We start from the raw sequence: 17,391 nt of genomic DNA, 5'->3' as shown, positions 1-17,391 counted from the left end.
CGCCTGAACCTCAGAACTCGGTATGCAGCCGCGTACCGAAGAACACGGCAGGACCGCGGTCCGCGTTGTAGCCGGGATTGCGAATCCATTGAGCGTCGGCGCTGATCCACAGGTGCTTGGCCGCCTGGAAGCTATAGAAGGCCTCGAGGATCTGCTCGGGCGCATAGTTCAGCTTGCCGTCTCCCAGAAATACGCCCACGCCGCCTTGCTGCAGGTAGCGGCGGTGGTCCGGCGACAGCATGTTGATGGCCGCCGCCAGGCCCACCGTGTCTTCCGAACGTCCCCATTTGCTGCCCTTGACGAGCGTGCCGAACGACACCGAACGATCGATTTCCGTAAAGGCGTAGGTTTCCGTCTTGCCATCTGCCCACGATGCGCGTGCGAAGACGCCAATGTCATCGTTGATCTGCTGTTCGCCGCCAATACCGATGCCGACCTTGGTGTTGTCGCGTCGCGCGAGGCTGATGTCCGGCGCGCTGCCCGTCGACTGGCCAAGGGCGAGGGCATCGTCGTAGCGCGCCATATTGGTCCGGTTGCGGAAGAGCATGACGCGCAGCTTGCCGGGCTGACCGGCAAGCGTGTGGCTGCGCTCCACTTCAAAAACATCGCCGTAGTGGCGGCCGATGCGCGTGTCCAGCGGCAGGCCGTTGGACTCTTCGGGCTGGATGAAGCGGCCAATGCGGTAAGCCCAGTCGCCGTCGTAATACTCCAAGGCCGCGCCCCAGGTGTAGCCACGCGCATCGGCGGCGTAGTCGAATGCGCCATGCGTGAGGAACGACCAGTTCAGGAATTGCGTGCGGGGGTCGTGCGCGTAGGTCACGCCGTCGAACACGTCCAGCACCGAGAAATTGCCTGCCGTGAAGACCAGCCGACGCTTGTCGACCTGGCCGGCAAACTGATTCATCGCGGCTTCCCGCTCTTCGTTGCCGCCGCCCAGGCCGACCGTCTGGCGGAAGAAGGCGCGTGCGCGGTAGAGCGTCGGGTTTGGGCCGGCGGTTTTGGCCAGTTCGCCATTGGTGAATCCGGCCAGGCCATGCAGACCTGAGAAGGGCTGACCGAGCGCCATTTCCGGATTGATGTGCACTTCAGCGCCTTGCCATAGGCGCATACCCAGATCGAGCGTGGTCGTGACCGAATAGCTGGTGGTGGATTTGCCCGACAGGCTGTTCGGCCCGCTGTATGGCGAGTGGAACGACAGGTCGTGCTGCCACACGTAGGTGGCCTGGCCATGCACGGCAAAGCGGTCGGGATCGTTGATCGCCCAACTGGCGGTGTCGCTCGTGCTGCTTTCGGCTGCCAAGGCATGGCTGGCGCTCAAGGAGAGGGCGCACAGGGCGGTCAGGCGGGCAAGACGGAACGGAAGCAACATGGCAGCAAGCAGGGAGAACGCCGTTAGAATCCCTTTTCGGATTCGGGAACGGCCAAAAGTCCGCCATGTTAAACGTGGGCGGGTGACGGTCAGATGAAACACGCACGGAACGTGCCCCGATGTCACCTCCGATGTTGTGTATTTCCCACCTTCAGCTCTGCACGATGAATCTCGCCCGCTTCGATCTCGTCACCCTCGGCCTGTTTGTGGCGGTGGCCCGGCTGGGCAGCATCTCGGCCGGGGCCCGCCAATCGCACTTGGCAGTGGCCGCGGCAAGCAAGCGGATTTCCGATCTGGAAGCCGCCGTGGGCGCGCCCTTGCTGTATCGCCACGCCGCGGGCGTGGAGCTGACTGAGGCCGGCCAAGCATGCTTCCGCCACGCCGTCGGCATCCTGCAGGATGTAGAGCGTATGGCCGGTGCGCTGTCTGACTTTGCTGCCGGCACGCGCGGGCTGGTCCGCGTGTGGGCCAATACCTCGTCGATTACGCAATTCCTGGCCGATGACCTGGCCGCGTTCATGCTCGCCAACCCGGCCATCCGCATCGCGCTGGAGGAGCAGGACAGCGGCGACATCGTTGCCGCGCTGCGCGAGAATCGCGCAGACCTTGGCATCTTCGCGGCCGGTACGCCGTGCGACGGGCTGCAATCGTTCGACTACCGCGAAGACGATCTCGCCTTGGTCACGCCGCGCGGTCATCCGTTGGCCGGGCGCAAGCAGGTCCACTTTGCCGACGCCGTGGATTTCGATTTCGTCAGCCTGCCGCCGGGCACGTCGCTGGCCGCGCAACTGGTCGACGAAAGTCTTCGCTTGGGCAAGCCGCTGCGCCTGCGCATCCAGGTGCGCAGCTTCGAAGCCGTCTGCCGGATGGTGGCCTCTGGCCTGGGCGTGGGCGTGTTGCCGCGCATCGCCGCACAAGGGCATGTATCGAGCCTGCCGGGCGCCGGTCTGGCGCTCGTGGCGCTCCAAGACGAATGGGCTCATCGCCGCTTGTTGGTGGGCGTGCGCGACCCCGATGCGCTGACCAGCTCCGCGCGCCTGCTGATGACGCATCTGCTCGGCAACCCCGCCGCACTCTGAATTCAACGCTCTCTATACGACCATGCCGACACAGGTTTTGCAGGACATCCGCGTGCTCGAACTCGGGCAACTGATTGCCGGGCCGTTTGCCGCCAAGACGCTCGCCGACTTTGGCGCGCAGGTCATCAAGATCGAGCCGCCGGGCCAGGGCGATCCACTGCGCAAATGGCGGATGCTGCATGAGGGCACGTCGGTCTGGTGGGAGGCGCAGTCGCGCAACAAGCAGTCGGTCTGTGTCGACCTGCGTGTGCCGGAAGGGCAGGAAGTCGTACGCAAGCTGGCCGCCGAAGCCGATGTGCTCATCGAGAACTTCCGCCCAGGCACGATGGAAAAGTGGGGGCTGTCGTACGAGGCGCTTTCCGCCATTAATCCGAAGCTGATCATGCTGCGCGTGTCCGGCTACGGCCAGACGGGCCCCAAGCGCGATGAACCCGGCTTTGCCGCCATTGCTGAAGCCATGGCAGGCCTGCGCTATTTGACCGGCGAGCCGGGGCGGCCGCCTGCACGTGCGGGGCTGTCACTTGGCGATACGATCGCCGGCTTGCATGGCGCGCTAGGCGTGTTGCTGGCCTTGTACGAACGCGATGCGCGTGGCGGCAAGGGGCAGGTGATTGACGTGGCGCTGTATGAATCCGTGTTCAACCTGACGGAGAGTCTGCTGCCCGAGTACTCCGTGTTCGGCGCAATTCGCCAGCCCGCGGGCGGGGCGCTGCCGGGCATCGCCCCGTCGAACGCGTACCGCTGTGCCGGTGGCGAATACGTGCTGATTGCCGCCAACGGTGACAACATTTTCCGCCGCCTGATGCAACACATGAGCCGGCAAGATCTGGCCGACGATCCCGATTTGGCCCGCAACGACGGCCGCGCCGCCCGGGCGGACGAAATCGATGCCGCCATCAACGCCTGGACGGGCACGCTGCCCATCGCCGATGTGCTGGCCGCGCTGCATGCTGCCGAGGTGCCCAGCGGCCCGATCTACACCGTCGCCGACATTGCCGCAGACCCTCACTATCGGGCGCGCGGCGTGATCGAAACGGTGCGCGCGCAGTCGGGCATCGATGTGGAGATGCCGGGCGTGGTGCCCAAACTCTCTGCCACGCCGGGCGCTGTGCAGGCGAGCGCGCCGCGCCTGGGCCAGCACACGCGGGATGTCCTGCGCGGCCACGGCCTCACCGATACGCAGATCGACGCGCTCGTTTCGCAGGGCATCGTTGCCGAAGCCAAAAGCTAAGCAGCTAGGACGATCCCGCATGTTGTGTTGCAAATCGTTGCGGTAATATCGCCGCCAAGGCAGTGAACGCCACAGAACAGGAGACAGGCATGGGGACACGAGTCATTGGGCGCTGGGCAAAGTGGATGGGCGCAGCACTGTGCGCGACAAGCCTGCTGGCTGCCAGCCCAGCCGTTCTGGCACAGGGCAAACCTGAAAAGAGCAAGGTCACCATTGCGGTGGGCGGTAAGGCGCTGTTCTACTACCTGCCGCTCACGATTGCCGAGCGCCTGGGCTACTTCAAGGACGAAGGCCTGGACGTTGAGATCGTCGACTTTGCCGGCGGTGCAAAAGCTCTGCAGGCGGTGGTCGGCGGCAGCGCCGACGTGGTGAGCGGCGCGTATGAGCACACGCTGGTGCTGCAGGCCAAGGGCCAGATGTACCAGGAGTTCGTGCTGCAAGGGCGCGCACCGCAGATCGTGTTGGCGGTCAACAACAAGACGATGCCCAACTTCAAGTCGATTGCCGATTTGAAAGGCAAGAAGATCGGCGTGACGGCTCCGGGTTCGTCGACCAACATCATGGTCAACTACGTGCTGGCGCGCGCTGGCATCAAGCCGAACGAAGTGTCGATCATCGGCGTGGGCCCGAGCAGCGGGGCGATTGCCGCCGTGCGTGCCGGCCAGATCGACGCCCTGGCCAACCTGGATCCGGTGATGTCGATGCTCACGCAGAAGAATGAAGTGCGCGTGGTCTCGGACACCCGCACGCTCGCCGATACCAAGGCAGTCTTCGGCGGCAACATGCCGGCCGGCTGCCTGTATGCATCCACCGCGTTCATTCAGAAGAATCCGAACACGACGCAGGCGATGACCAATGCCATGGTGCGCGCGCTCAAGTGGCTGCAGAAGGCGGGCCCGTCGGACATCGTCAAGACGGTGCCGGAGGCCTATCTGCTGGGCGACCGCGCGCTGTATCTGGCGGCGTGGGACAAGGTGCGCGAAGCCATCTCGCCAGACGGCACGATGCCCGCCGACGGCCCCGCCACGGCACTGCGCACGCTGTCGGAGTTTGATGCGGAAGTGAGGGGCAAGCAGATCAAGCTCGACCAGACCTTCACCAATACCTTCGTGCAGAAGGCCAACGCCAAGTACAAGTAATTTCGACAGGCTTTCAGCAACGCGCCCGGTTTCGCCCGGGCGCATTGCTTTTGGACCGCAGACCATGTCCCATCCCGCGCTTTCGTTCGATCAGATCACCTGTACGTTCATCTCACCCGACACGCCGGGCCAGCGCTACACCGCCGTGCAGAACACCTCGCTGGAGGTGCATGCCGGCGAGTTCGTCTCCGTGGTGGGCCCGACCGGCTGCGGCAAATCTACGTTGCTGAATCTGGCTGCCGGCCTGTTGCAGCCGTCTTCCGGGCAGGTGCGGGTGTTTGGCGAGCCGTTGCTCGGCATCAATCGTCGCGCCGGCTACATGTTCCAGGCAGAGGCGTTGATGCCATGGCGCAGCGCGCTCGACAACGTGATGGCCGGGCTGCAGTTTCGAGCCATGCCGGACAAGGAAGCGCGTGACCTTGCCATGTCGTGGCTCGCGCGCGTGGGTCTGGCAGGGTTTGAAGACCGCTATCCGCATCAGCTTTCCGGCGGCATGCGCAAGCGCGTGAGCTTGGCGCAAACGCTGGTGCTCGATCCTGACATCATCCTCATGGACGAGCCGTTCTCGGCGCTCGACATTCAGACGCGCCAGCTGATGGAGAACGAGGTGCTCGATCTCTGGGCTGCTAAACGAAAGGCGGTGCTGTTCATCACGCACGATCTGGACGAAGCCATTGCCATGAGTGACCGCGTGGTCGTCCTGGCTGCCGGCCCTGGCACGCACCCGATCGGCGAATTCACCATCGACCTGCCGCGCCCGCGCGATGTGGCCGAGATTCGTGACCAGGCCGGCTTTGTCGACCTGCATTCGCGCATCTGGGATGTGCTGCGCGAAGAAGTGCTCAAGGGCTATGCGCAGCACCGCCGCGTGGCTTGACCTGAATCTGATCGATTGCATCCATGGCTAACCGTCCGCTTTCTCCATTCGCGCTGCGCACCTGGCAGCTTGGCCTGCTGGTCGTCACGTTGGGCGTATGGCACTTCGCCACGCGCTCGCAGGAAGTTGCGTTCTTCTTCGGAGAACCGATCATCGTTGCCCAGCGCGTCTGGGCGTGGTTCGTTACCGAAGGCGATATTTATCAGCACCTTGGCGTGACATTGGCCGAGACGGTGCTGGCATTTGCCATCGGCACGGCCTCCGGCTTGGGCGCAGGCCTGTGGCTGGCGCTGAGCCCGGCGGCTTCGGCGGTGCTTGATCCGTACATCAAGGCGGCCAACTCGATGCCGCGGGTGATCCTGGCGCCGATCTTCGGCGTGTGGTTCGGACTGGGCATCTGGTCAAAGGTCGCGCTGGCGGTGACGCTGGTGTTCTTCATCGTCTTCTTCAACGTCTACCAGGGCGTGAAAGAAGTGAGCCCGGTCGTGCTGGCCAATGCGCGCATGCTGGGCGCATCGCAGCGGCAACTGCTGCGCTTTGTCTACCTGCCGAGCGCGACGAGCTGGGTGTTCTCATCGCTGCATACGTCGGTCGGCCTGGCCTTCGTCGGGGCGGTGGTGGGGGAGTATCTCGGCTCGGCGCGCGGTGTCGGTTACTTGATCCTCCAGGCCGAAGGGACCTTCGACATCAACACCGTGTTTGCAGGCATCGTCGTGCTGACGGTATTTGCGCTGGTGCTCGACTGGCTCGTCGGTTTGATGGAGAAACGCCTGATGCGCTGGCAACCGAAGAGCGGCGAGACTGAAAAGCTCTAAGCGAGCGCGCTAACGACGCAAGCGTCACATCGACCCTGCCGTGAGCAGGGTCATGCGACTAGACGGTCGGTCTACTACAATGCCATCCATCATGAGCAAGCACCCCGAACCCGTCACCGCTGAAGGCGCCGAAGCCCGGCACGACACCCGCGACCGCATTCTGGACGCCGGTGCCGAGCTGATCCTCGGGCGCGGCTTTTCGGCCGTCGGGTTGGCTGAAATCCTCGGCCGCGCACAAGTGCCCAAAGGTTCGTTCTATTACTACTTCGGGTCGAAGGAAGATTTTGGCGTCGCCATGCTGGAGCGCTATTTCCAGGACTATGACACGGGCGTTGTGAGCCTGTTCAACGACACGCGCATCACCGCCCGCGAGCGGCTGCTGCGCTATTTCATGGCCTGGATCGATCTGCATGAACGCAGCGCATGCGAGGTCACCTGCCTGGCGGTCAAGCTGTCGGGGGAGGTATCGGATTTGTCCGAGCCGATGCGCAAGGTGCTGTCGACGGGGATGACGCGCATGGTCGAGCGCATCGCCACGGCAATCGAGGCAGGCGTCGCCGACGGTTCCTTAGCGCCTGTGGAGGATGCGCGTCAGCTGGCCGAAGGGCTGTACGCCATGTGGATGGGCGGCGCGCTGTTGGCCAAGGCGCACCGCACGGTCGCCGCATTCAAGAGCTGTGTGGCGCAAACTGAAATCCTGCTGGCCAAGCCGAAACACTGATTGCAACCCAAACCATTGCCGGCGAGGCATGTTCCTCGCTTTTTCTTTGATTCCGGTTCTAGATGACCGGTCGAATAGTCTCTCTTTCAGGAGCTGATATGACCCAACAACTGCTGTCCCCGATTCAGACCGGCCGTACGACTCTCGCCAATCGTGTCGTGATGGCGCCGCTCACGCGCTCGCGCGCGGGTCAGCCAGGCGACGTGCCGACCGAGCTGAACGTGACTTATTACGCGCAGCGTGCAACCGCTGGCCTGATCGTGACGGAGGCAACGCAAATTTCCCGCCAGGGCCAGGGCTACGCCTGGACGCCGGGTATGTACACCGACGAACAGGAAGCCGGCTGGAAGGCGGTGGTGGACGCCGTGCACGCCAAGGGCGGCCGCATCTCGCAACAGCTCTGGCACGTGGGCCGCATTTCCAATACGTTGCTGCAGGAAAATGGCCAGGCACCTGTCGCGCCGTCGGCCATCGTCGCAAAGGGCGCACAGAGCTTTGTCGTGCAGCCCGACGGCACGCCCGCCAATGTGCCGACCAGCGAGCCGCGCGCGCTCGCCATGGAAGAAATCCCTGGCGTTATCGCGCAATATCGTCAAGCCGTGCTGCGTGCACGCCGTGCAGGTTTCGATTTCGTTGAAATCCACGCCGCCAACGGTTACCTGCTGCACCAATTCCTGTCGACAAACAGCAACCAGCGCACCGACCAATACGGCGGTTCCCTGGAAAACCGCGCCCGACTGATTCTCGAAGTTGTCGATACCGCTATCGCGGAGGTTGGCGCAGACCGCGTCGGCATCCGCCTGTCGCCGCACTTCGTCGCGCACGACATTGCCGACGCACAGGCCGAAGAAAGCGCGTTGTACCTCGCCCGCGAGCTGACCAAGCGTGGCATCGCCTATCTGCACATTGCCGAGCCGGATTGGGCCGGCGGTCCCGAGCTGACCAACGATTTCCGCCGGCAACTGCGCGACGCTTTTAAGGGCACGCTCATCGTGTGCGGCCAATATACGGCGGAAGAGGGCGAGCAGATGATCGCCTCCGGTCTGGCGGATGCCGTTGCGTTCGGTCGTCCGTTCATCGCCAATCCCGATCTGGTGGCGCGCTTCCGTGCCGGCGCATCGCTCAACCAGCCGGATCGCGCAACGTTCTACGGTGGCCAGGAAAAGGGCTACACCGACTACCCGACGCTGGAAGAAGCGGCCTGATAATCCGTTGCACCAAAGAGAAAGCCGCGCAGGTGATCAACCTGCGCGGCTTTTTTGTCTCCAGCGCGTGCGTTCTTTAAGGCTGGATCACCACCTTGCCCGTCACCTTGCGCGCCGCCATGTCCAGCAGCGCTTGTGTCGTCTGCTCCAGCGGATAGCGCGCCGAGATATGCGGACGGATCTTGCCTTCCTGCATCCAGCCGAGCATCTGCATCATGTTCGCCAGATTCGCCTTCGGCTCGCGACGAGCAAACTCGCCCCAGAACACGCCGACCAGCGACGCGCCTTTGAGTAGCGCCAGGTTCAGTGGCATCTTCGGAATCTCACCGTTGGCAAATCCGACCACGAGATAGCGGCCGCGCCAGGCAATCGAACGGAAGGCCGGTTCCGCGTAGATGCCGCCGACGGGGTCATAGATCACGTCCGGGCCTTTGCCGTCGGTCAATTCCTTGATGCGCTCGCGCAGGTCTTCGGTCGAATAGTTGATGAGCGCATCGGCGCCGTGGTCTTTGCAGACCGCCAGCTTTTCGTCGCTCGACGCCGCCGCGATGACGCGCGCGCCAATCGCCTTGCCGATCTCGATGGCTGCCAGTCCAACGCCGCCGGCCGCGCCGAGCACAAGCATCGTCTCGCCAGCCTTCAGTTGCCCGCGATCGACCACCGCGTGGTGCGACGTGCCGTACGTAAGTGTGAATGCGGCGGCGGTGTCGAACGCCATGCCAGGCGGCATCGGCATCACCACCTTGGCCGATGCTTTCACCTGTGAAGCAAAGGCGCCCTGGCCAAGGAAGGCGATCACGTGGTCGCCGGCCTTGAGGTGTGACACGCCTTCGCCTACCGCATTGACCACGCCCGCGACTTCCGAGCCGGGCGTAAACGGCAACTCCGGCTTGAACTGGTACTTATTCTGGATGATCAGCACGTCAGGAAAATTCACCCCCGCGGCCTTTACGTCGATCACGATTTCGCCGGCGCCCGGCGAGAGGTCCGGCAGCGTTTCGATCACCAGCGATTCGGGCGGGCCCCAGGTCTTGCAGACGACGGCTTTCATCTTGTGTCTCCTCAACAGTCTTGCGTTGGATTGTTCGCCATCTCGCATGCATTGCACGCGATCTCGTCTGGCAGTGTAACCGAATAAAAGCACGGTCGTTCGATTTAACCGGATGCGATGAATCGTGCGGCTTGTCGATGCATTTTTTGTAAGCGTGCAGAACGTGTGCGCGAGCACGATTCGCGAACGTTGCTCGGTTACAATCCGCGCCATGCATATTCTCATTGCCAACGACGACGGATACCTCGCGCCCGGGCTCGCGGCGCTGCATCGTGCGCTGAGCCCGCTGGGCCGCGTGACGGTGGTCGCACCAGAGCAGAACCACAGCGGCGCGTCGAACTCGCTCACGCTGCAGCGCCCGCTTTCGGTGTTCGAAGCGAGCGACGGTGCCCAGAAGGGCTTTCGCTTCGTCAACGGCACGCCGACGGATTGCGTGCACATCGCGCTTACCGGCATGATCGAAGAGAAGCCCGACCTGGTCGTCTCCGGTATCAACCAGGGCCAGAACATGGGCGAAGACGTGCTGTATTCCGGCACCGTCGCCGCTGCCATCGAGGGCCATCTGTTCGGTATTCCGTCGATTGCGTTCTCGCAGGCCGACAAGGGCTGGACGCACCTCGACGCCGCCGAGCGCATTGCCCGCGAGGTGGTCGAGCGCTATCTGTCCGATCCGCTGGATGGTCCCGTCCTGCTCAACGTGAATATCCCGAATCTGCCGTATGGCGAGCTTGCCGGTTGGCGTGCGACGCGTCTTGGCAAGCGTCACCAATCGCAGCCGGTAATTCGCCAGGCCAATCCGCGCGGCGAGCCGATCTTCTGGGTCGGTGCCGCCGGCGATGCGAAAGACGCCAGCGAGGGCACCGATTTCCATGCCGTCGCGCACGGGTTCGTCTCGCTGACCCCGCTGCAGCTCGATCTGACCGATACGGCCCAACTGCGCACCATGCGCCGCTGGCAGACGCCATGATCGCCACGGTGGCTCATGTCTGAACGCCCGCGCGACCGGCGCTTTCCGTTGACGCTCGATGCTGTGGTCGAGCGCAAGCCTGTGGAACGCCAGCGTGAAACGCGTATCTCGTCGGGGGTAAGCGCAGTGTCGCGCCCCACGCCGGTGCGTGCGGCATCCGTTGAGCGCGCGTCGCCCGCATCCGCTCCTGCGCCCGCGCCACAGCGTGTGGCGGGTGTCGACGCTGTTGTCGGCGCTGTCGCCGCGAGCGCTGTACAGGCACGCACAGCGGCAGCGCACGCGGCTGCCGGCGGCATGGCTTCTGACCGTGCGCGTCAGGCGCTGGTTGGCCGTGTGCAGGCCGGAGGCGTGATTGACAAGCGGGTGCTCGCTGCAATTGGCACGGTCCCGCGACATCTGTTTGTCGATGCCGGCCTTGCCTCGCAGGCGTATGAGGATTCCGCGTTACCGATCGGCCATCAGCAAACGATATCGAAGCCGTCAGTGGTCGGGCGGATGATCGAGTTGTTGTTGAGTGGACGGTCCGGCGGCACTGGCATGCCGCTCGCTCGCGTGCTGGAAATCGGCACCGGCTGCGGCTACCAGGCGGCCGTTCTGGCGCAGCTCGCCGACGAGGTGTATTCGATCGAGCGCGTCCGTCCGCTGCACGAAAAAGCCAAAGCGAACTTGCGGCCACTCCGCGTGCCAAACATCCGTCTGCACTATGGCGACGGCATGCTGGGGCTGCCGAAGGCCGCGCCGTTCGACGCCATCATCCTGGCGGCGGCAGGGCCGGAGGTGCCGCAGGCGCTTCTCGATCAGTTGGCCGTCGGCGGCCGGCTGATTGCTCCGGTGGCTACCGATCGCAACAGCGGCCCCGCGCAGCAGCTCGTTCTTATCGAGCGCCGCAGCCGCTTCCAGTTTCACAGTACCGCGCTTGAAGGCGTTTTCTTTGTCCCGTTAAAATCAGGAACTGTTTAGCATGTTCATTTCCCGGAGCTCCATGAACCGTCCAAGCCCCGCACGCGCAGGCCGGCTCGCCGTGGCGATGGTGTCGGCCGCACTACTGGCGGCTTGCGCATCCTCCGGCAACCAGGCCCCTGTTCTCGACCGCACCTCGCGTGCCGGCAGCACTGGCACCGTGTCGCAGGAGCCGCCGCCCCCCGGCTACTATCGAGTCAAGCGTGGCGATACTTTGTACAGCATCGCCTTGCGTAACGGCCAGGCGCCGCGAGACCTGGTGGCCTGGAACAACATCGCCAACCCGAACCAGATCGAAGTCGATCAGCTGTTGCGCGTTGTTCCGCCGAATGCGGATGTCAGCAGCAGCGGGGCCGTTGTCACGCCGGTTCGCCCGGCCAATACGACTACGCAGCCGGTCGAATCCACGCCGGTGACCCCGCCGCCCGCAGCGTCGTCCAGTGCTCCTGCCGGGGCAAGCGACGGCGCAATCTCGCTGGCCTGGCCAGCACGCGGCTCGCTCATCAACCGTTTCGATGACAAGAGCAACAAGGGCATCGACATTGGTGGCAAACGTGGTGACGCGGTGGTCGCTGCCGACGACGGAAAAGTGATCCACGTTGGACCCTTGCGTGGGTACGGGAATCTTGTCATCATCAAACACAACGACACGTTCCTGACCGCCTACGGCAACAACGATAAGGTTCTGGTCACCGAGCAATCCACGGTTAAGAAAGGGCAGAAGATCGCCGAAATGGGCAGTACCGATGCGGACCGCGTGAAGCTTCATTTTGAAGTGCGCCGCAACGGTAAGCCGGTCGATCCGATGCGCTACTTGCCGCCTCAATAGAGGAATGCATGCCGCGCCAGAAAGCCGCCACGCCCGTCACCCCCGCCGATGACAACATCGACGCTGCTGTAGAGGGTCAGCGCACCCCGAATGGGCGTGCGGGACGGCGTGCGCGCGGCGAGGCACAGCCCCCTGCTGAAGAAATCGAAGTCGTCGACGCGCTGGTCGACGACCTGCCTGCTTCCGATTCTGCCGATCTCAATGACACGTCGGACAGTGCCGACGAGCCCGATGAAGAAGAGGAAGAAGGTGAAGAGGCCGAGGAAGCCGCACCCGAGGAAGACTTCCGCAAGGTGCTGCAGGCCGAACTGGCCGCCGACACCGTTCAGCACTATCTCAATCGCATCAGCATCAAGCCGCTTCTGACCCCGGCCGAGGAACTGCATTTCTCGACGTTGGCCAAGGCGGGCGAGTTTGCCGCGCGCCAAGTCATGATCGAGCGCAATCTCCGCTTGGTCGTGAGCATTGCCAAGGGCTATCTGAACCGCGGTGTGCCGTTGCTCGATCTGATCGAAGAGGGCAACCTGGGTCTGATGCACGCGATTGAAAAGTTCGATCCGGAACGCGGATTCCGCTTCTCCACGTATGCAACGTGGTGGATCCGCCAGAGCATCGAGCGCGCGATCATGAATCAGGCGCGCACAGTTCGTTTGCCGGTGCACGTAATTCGCGAGCTCAACCAGGTGCTACGCGCCAAGCGCCATCTGGAAAAGAGTGGCGTGGATGGCCGTGACGCAAGCCTCGAAGACATCGCCCATCTGCTCGGCAAGACCACGGAGGAAGTGCAGGACGTGCTCTCGCTCAACGAGCACACGACTTCACTGGATACGCCGTTCGATCTTGATCCCGGCACGAGCCTGCTTGATTTCTTGTCGGACGAGCATGGTGCCTCGCCCGATCAGGAGGTGGCACATCGCGAGCTGTCGCAGTTGATGAAGTCGTGGCTCGCACGCTTGTCCGACAAACATCGCTACGTGGTTGAGCGCCGCTTTGGCCTTAACTACATTGAGCCTGCAACGCTGGAAGAACTGGCCGCCGAGATGGGTTTGACCCGCGAACGCGTACGCCAGATTCAGCAAGAGGCGCTGGTCAAGCTTAAGCGCCATTTCGCCTCGCAAGGCGTGCGCAAAGACGCGGTGCTGTAAAGCGCCGCAGCGTCTTTTTCTTTCTCCGCTGTTTTCAGTCGTTCCGCAGCTCCAGCAGCATCGGTTGGTGATCCGACGCCTGCGTGGCGCTGTTGACTTCCACGCGCACTACCCGCGGCTTCAGTGGCTCACTGATCAGCGTGAAATCGCACGCATAGGCCGGTTCGGTCCAGCCGGCGCGGTCGTGTACACCGAAAGTCGGCGGTTGAGGCGTTGCGCCGTGCGCAATCTCCCACGCATCATGCAAAGCGGGTTCGTGAGTGAATGGCACGGTGGCCAGGCGCTTGGGCGTCGAATCCGGCTTGCAGTTGAAATCGCCGCAAACGATGGTTGCTGACGTCTGCGCAAGCGGGCGGAAAGGCCCGGCTTCGGGCTCGGTGCCCAGCACGGATGGTTGATTCGTACGCGCGCAACCTTCCGCGTGGATGGCTCGCAGTGCATCGATCTGCGCCACACGCTGAGGCTCCGAGTAATACTCCAGATGCGTTGTAACGACGCGCAAGGCAGCAAACGGCGCCTGGACGATCGCCTCAATGGCCATGCGTGGCATGTACGGCGTAGCATCGGGCGGGCAGGGCAATGCGTGGCGTCGGATGTAATGCACGGGTAGGCGCGTGGCAATGGCGTTGCCGAAGCGCTGTACACGCGTGCCGTTTTGCCGCTCCAGCGCGAACCCGCAGATGATGGTGTACCCGCTGCCAAGCGCGTCGGCGAGTTCGCTCCATTGGTCGATATCAGGTCGGCCCGGCAGATCGCTGAAGCCGGAGGTGACTTCCTGCAGGCACAGCACGTCGAATTCGGCCATTGCTCGGGCTCGCATGAGTTGGCGCTCGAGGCTGACGTGCCCGTCGACGCCGCGGCCCCACTGGATATTCCACGTCAGGATGACGGTGCCCATGCTGGTCCTCCAGTGTCTTACAATGCCGCCCTTGTCCTTATTTTGCCCAGGCTCGCTCGTGTCTCAAGCTGCACCCAACGTCACGCCTTCCTCTTCTGCTCCAGCAACGGTTGCGCCGGACACGCCGGCGGCCAAGCCCCGCGGCCGACGTAAACCCGAAATGCCCGTGGCTGGCCCGTTGGAAATCGTTTCGCTCGATGGCGAAGCGCGCGGCGTCGGGCGTCTGATGAACGAGGATGGCACGCCGGGGAAGGTCGTCTTCGTGGAAGGCGCGTTGCCGGGTGAGCGGGTGATGTACCGCAGTCACCGCGTCAAGCCGTCGTACGAGCAGGCGAGCGTTGTGAACATTCTGCGCCAGTCCGCTTCGCGCGTGACGCCGCAGTGCAAGTTCTTTGGGGTGTGCGGTGGCTGCTCGATGCAGCATCTGGATTCGCGTGCGCAGGTTGCAATCAAGCAGCGCGTGCTGGAAGACGATCTGTGGCATTTGGCTAAGCTGCGTCCAGACGTGGTATTCCGGCCAATTGCTGGCCCCGATTGGGGCTACCGCTATCGCGCGCGTTTGACCGTGCGTCATGTTGCGGCTAAAGGCGGCGTGCTGGTGGGTTTTCACGAGCGCAAAAGCAGCTATGTGGCGGACATGACGTCGTGCGAGGTGTTGCCGCCGCACGTGTCCGCGCTGCTGGTGCCGTTGCGCGAGTTGGTGGGGCGCTTGTCAATCGTCCAGCGTATGCCGCAGATTGAACTGGCCGTCGGCCAGGACGTGACCGCGCTGGTGTTGCGTAACCTCGAACCAATCACTGCTGAAGATGAGGCGGAACTGCGCGCTTTCGCCGATCATCACAACGTTCAGTTCTGGCTGCAGCCCAAGGGGCCGGATACGGTTTATCCGTTCCATCCGCTCGATCGTACGCTGACGTACACGCTGCCAGAGTTCGGCATCACCATGCCGTTCAAGCCGACGGATTTCACGCAGGTCAATCACCAGATCAACCGGGCGCTGATGTCGCGGGCGCTGAAGCTGCTCGATGCGCAACCGGATGATCGGCTGCTCGACCTGTTCTGCGGTATCGGCAACTTCACGCTGCCAATGGCCACGCGTGCCCGCGAGGTTATGGGTATCGAAGGCAGTGAGGCGCTGACGACACGTGCGCTTGCCAACGCCCAGCACAACGGCTTGGACGCGAAGACGACATTCGCTTGCCGCAATCTGTTCGAAGTGACGGCTGATGATATTGCCGCGCTGGGCAAGTTTGACCGTTGGCTGATCGATCCGCCGCGCGAAGGCGCGCTGGCTATATCCAAGGCGCTGGCTGAGCTGTCTCAGCGTGGCGGTGAGGCGGCCGATCTGCTGCCGAAGCGCATCGTTTACGTGTCATGCAATCCGGCGACGCTGGCGCGCGATGCGGGTTTGCTTGTGCATGAGGCGGGCTACAGGCTGGCGGGTGCGGGCGTGGTCAACATGTTCCCGCACACATCGCACGTGGAATCGATGGCGGTATTCGAGCGCGACTGATCGCCAATCACGTAGTCTTGCGTGCAAAAGAAAACCGGCGCACTTGGCGCCGGTTTTTTGTTTCATTAGCCGCAGCGATCAAGCTTAGTTGCGGTTGCCGCCAAAGATGCCCAGGATTGCCAGCAGGTTCGTGAAGATGTTGTAGACGTCCAGGTAGATCGCCAGGGTGGCGGTCACGTAGTTGGTCTCGCCGCCGTTCACGATACGCTGCACGTCGAACAAGATGTAGGCAGAGAAGATCGCGATGGCCAGCACCGAGATCGTCAGCATCATCGCCGGCAGTTGCAGCCAGATATTGGCCACTGAGCCAACAATCAGCACCAGCACGCCCATGAACAGCCACTTGCCCAGGCCCGAGAAATCTCGCTTGCTGACTGTGGCCACCGTCGCCATCACACCGAAGATGATCGCTGTGCCGCCGAACGCCGTCATGATGAGCGACGCGCCGTTCGAGAAGCCCAGGATCATGCCGATCAGCCGCGACAGCATCAGCCCCATGAAGAACGTGAAGCCGAGGAGCAGCGCCACGCCGACGCCGCTGTTCTTGAAGCGCTCAATGGCGTAGAAGAAGCCAAAGGCCACTGCCATGAAGATGACGAAACCCATCAGCGGGTTACGTCCCATCAGGTTGAAGCCAGTAGCGACACCGATCCAGGCACCGAGGATGGTGGGGATCATGGAAAGCGCGAGCAGCCAATAGGTATTGCGCAGCACGCGGTTGCGGACGGCCAACGCGCCGGCGGTGCCGGAAGCGCCAAAACCGTACGTGTTGAGTTGGTTGTCCATGCGAACTCCTTGGGGTGAATGACATTGCAGACAATGCGACGACACAGCGAATGTGGCATCCGAAGTCGGCTTTTGCAAGCCGCATCGTCCTTACTTGGAGAGTCAGCATGCCACGCGGTTCCGGTCGCTGGCGGACAATCGCGGCGGAAAATACCCTTCGCAGGTGACTTTTCGTGCGCCCAATAAGGGGATGCTAAGGCGCGTTCATCGAAAGGCAGCCTGTTCAGGGTGAAGTGATTGCTGCACCTCTTTTCTCTCTCGACATGCGTGGCATCGGGTTGCACCGCTTGACATCCAATCTGGCTCCCTCCCGTGTTATAATCTAACGTTTATCTTTCACGTAACACCTTCATTTTTTGGAGTTTTTGATGGCGCTCGAACGCACTTTGTCGATTATCAAACCGGATGCCGTGGCCAAGAATGTTATCGGCCAGATCTACGCCCGCTTCGAAGGCGCAGGCCTGAAGGTCGTCGCGGCCAAGATGATCCACCTGTCGCGCGCAGAAGCCGAGCAGTTCTACGCCGTGCACAAGGAGCGCCCGTTCTTCAAGGATCTGGTGGACTTCATGATCTCGGGCCCCGTGATGGTGCAGGCGCTGGAAGGCGAAAACGCAATCGCCAAGAACCGTGACCTGATGGGTGCAACCGATCCGAAGAAGGCTGAGAAGGGCACGATCCGCGCCGACTTCGCCGACAGCATCGACGCCAACGCCGTGCACGGTTCGGACGCTGCTGAAACGGCTGCTGTGGAAGTCGCTTTCTTCTTCCCGGGCTTGAACATTTACAGCCGCTAAGCGTCAACACTA

17 protein-coding genes are annotated in these 17,391 nt (G+C 62.9%); 13 read left to right on the top strand and 4 right to left on the bottom strand.

Features of this window, described 5'->3' with window-relative positions:
• Positions 1-10: 10 nt before the first annotated feature.
• Complete coding sequence (locus tag NG898_RS13620) at positions 11-1,369, bottom strand: carbohydrate porin (RefSeq protein WP_252692749.1); 1,359 nt, start codon at positions 1,367-1,369, stop codon at positions 11-13.
• Positions 1,370-1,533: 164 nt separating this feature from the next.
• Between NG898_RS13620 and NG898_RS13615 the strand changes: the two genes are divergently transcribed.
• The 7 genes from NG898_RS13615 to NG898_RS13585 all read left to right on the top strand — a co-directional run bounded on the left by NG898_RS13615 (position 1,534) and on the right by NG898_RS13585 (position 8,436).
• Positions 1,534-2,448, top strand: coding sequence for a LysR substrate-binding domain-containing protein (locus NG898_RS13615; protein ID WP_206275381.1), 915 nt, complete (start codon positions 1,534-1,536; stop codon positions 2,446-2,448).
• A 22-nt stretch (positions 2,449-2,470) separates the two neighbouring features.
• Positions 2,471-3,679, top strand: a complete 1,209-nt coding sequence (locus NG898_RS13610) for a CaiB/BaiF CoA transferase family protein (protein ID WP_252692748.1) — start codon at positions 2,471-2,473, stop codon at positions 3,677-3,679.
• A gap of 89 nt (positions 3,680-3,768) precedes the next feature.
• Positions 3,769-4,818 (top strand): ABC transporter substrate-binding protein, encoded by a 1,050-nt coding sequence (locus tag NG898_RS13605; protein WP_252692747.1) that lies wholly within the window; start codon positions 3,769-3,771, stop codon positions 4,816-4,818.
• Between the two features lie 64 nt (positions 4,819-4,882).
• The gene (locus NG898_RS13600; RefSeq protein WP_252692746.1) at positions 4,883-5,695 is read left to right on the top strand and encodes an ABC transporter ATP-binding protein; all 813 of its coding nucleotides are present in this window, start codon (positions 4,883-4,885) and stop codon (positions 5,693-5,695) included.
• A gap of 23 nt (positions 5,696-5,718) precedes the next feature.
• Complete coding sequence (locus NG898_RS13595) at positions 5,719-6,510, top strand: ABC transporter permease (RefSeq protein ID WP_252692745.1); 792 nt, start codon at positions 5,719-5,721, stop codon at positions 6,508-6,510.
• A gap of 91 nt (positions 6,511-6,601) precedes the next feature.
• Positions 6,602-7,231 (top strand): TetR/AcrR family transcriptional regulator, encoded by a 630-nt coding sequence (locus NG898_RS13590; protein ID WP_252692744.1) that lies wholly within the window; start codon positions 6,602-6,604, stop codon positions 7,229-7,231.
• Between the two features lie 98 nt (positions 7,232-7,329).
• Positions 7,330-8,436, top strand: a complete 1,107-nt coding sequence (locus NG898_RS13585) for an alkene reductase (RefSeq protein ID WP_252692743.1) — start codon at positions 7,330-7,332, stop codon at positions 8,434-8,436.
• A gap of 76 nt (positions 8,437-8,512) precedes the next feature.
• On the opposite strand, the gene NG898_RS13580 is transcribed toward NG898_RS13585, so the two are convergent.
• Positions 8,513-9,487, bottom strand: a complete 975-nt coding sequence (locus NG898_RS13580) for an NADPH:quinone oxidoreductase family protein (RefSeq protein WP_252692742.1) — start codon at positions 9,485-9,487, stop codon at positions 8,513-8,515.
• Positions 9,488-9,698: 211 nt separating this feature from the next.
• Here NG898_RS13580 and surE point away from each other — a divergent pair, with 211 nt between their 5' ends.
• Genes surE through rpoS form a run of 4 tightly spaced genes read left to right on the top strand, consistent with a single transcriptional unit; the run spans position 9,699 to position 13,388 of the window.
• Positions 9,699-10,454: a 5'/3'-nucleotidase SurE gene (gene surE, locus NG898_RS13575; RefSeq protein ID WP_252692741.1), complete on the top strand. Its 756-nt coding sequence runs from the start codon at positions 9,699-9,701 to the stop codon at positions 10,452-10,454.
• A 15-nt stretch (positions 10,455-10,469) separates the two neighbouring features.
• Complete coding sequence (locus tag NG898_RS13570; protein WP_252692740.1) at positions 10,470-11,414, top strand: protein-L-isoaspartate(D-aspartate) O-methyltransferase; 945 nt, start codon at positions 10,470-10,472, stop codon at positions 11,412-11,414.
• A 1-nt stretch (position 11,415) separates the two neighbouring features.
• Complete coding sequence (locus NG898_RS13565; protein ID WP_252692739.1) at positions 11,416-12,243, top strand: peptidoglycan DD-metalloendopeptidase family protein; 828 nt, start codon at positions 11,416-11,418, stop codon at positions 12,241-12,243.
• An 8-nt stretch (positions 12,244-12,251) separates the two neighbouring features.
• Positions 12,252-13,388 (top strand): RNA polymerase sigma factor RpoS, encoded by a 1,137-nt coding sequence (gene rpoS, locus NG898_RS13560; protein WP_252692738.1) that lies wholly within the window; start codon positions 12,252-12,254, stop codon positions 13,386-13,388.
• A gap of 34 nt (positions 13,389-13,422) precedes the next feature.
• Here rpoS and NG898_RS13555 read toward each other — a convergent pair whose 3' ends face one another.
• On the bottom strand, positions 13,423-14,286 hold the full coding sequence (locus NG898_RS13555; protein ID WP_252692737.1) for an endonuclease/exonuclease/phosphatase family protein: 864 nt from the start codon (positions 14,284-14,286) through the stop codon (positions 13,423-13,425).
• Positions 14,287-14,446: 160 nt separating this feature from the next.
• On the opposite strand from NG898_RS13555, the gene rlmD reads away from it, so the two are divergent.
• Positions 14,447-15,799: a 23S rRNA (uracil(1939)-C(5))-methyltransferase RlmD gene (gene rlmD, locus NG898_RS13550; protein WP_252693440.1), complete on the top strand. Its 1,353-nt coding sequence runs from the start codon at positions 14,447-14,449 to the stop codon at positions 15,797-15,799.
• A gap of 84 nt (positions 15,800-15,883) precedes the next feature.
• On the opposite strand, the gene NG898_RS13545 is transcribed toward rlmD, so the two are convergent.
• Positions 15,884-16,585: a Bax inhibitor-1/YccA family protein gene (locus tag NG898_RS13545; protein ID WP_252692736.1), complete on the bottom strand. Its 702-nt coding sequence runs from the start codon at positions 16,583-16,585 to the stop codon at positions 15,884-15,886.
• Positions 16,586-16,953: 368 nt separating this feature from the next.
• Between NG898_RS13545 and ndk the strand changes: the two genes are divergently transcribed.
• Positions 16,954-17,379 carry a nucleoside-diphosphate kinase gene (ndk, locus tag NG898_RS13540; RefSeq protein WP_045204261.1) on the top strand — a complete coding sequence of 142 codons (426 nt, stop codon included), beginning with the start codon at positions 16,954-16,956 and terminating at the stop codon, positions 17,377-17,379.
• Positions 17,380-17,391: the final 12 nt, after the last annotated feature.

The sequence above is a fragment of the Ralstonia mojiangensis genome (assembly GCF_023955645.1).
In the GTDB taxonomy this organism is placed as follows: Bacteria; Pseudomonadota; Gammaproteobacteria; order Burkholderiales; family Burkholderiaceae; genus Ralstonia; species Ralstonia mojiangensis.
This window is presented reverse-complemented; position numbering and strand designations above follow the sequence as displayed.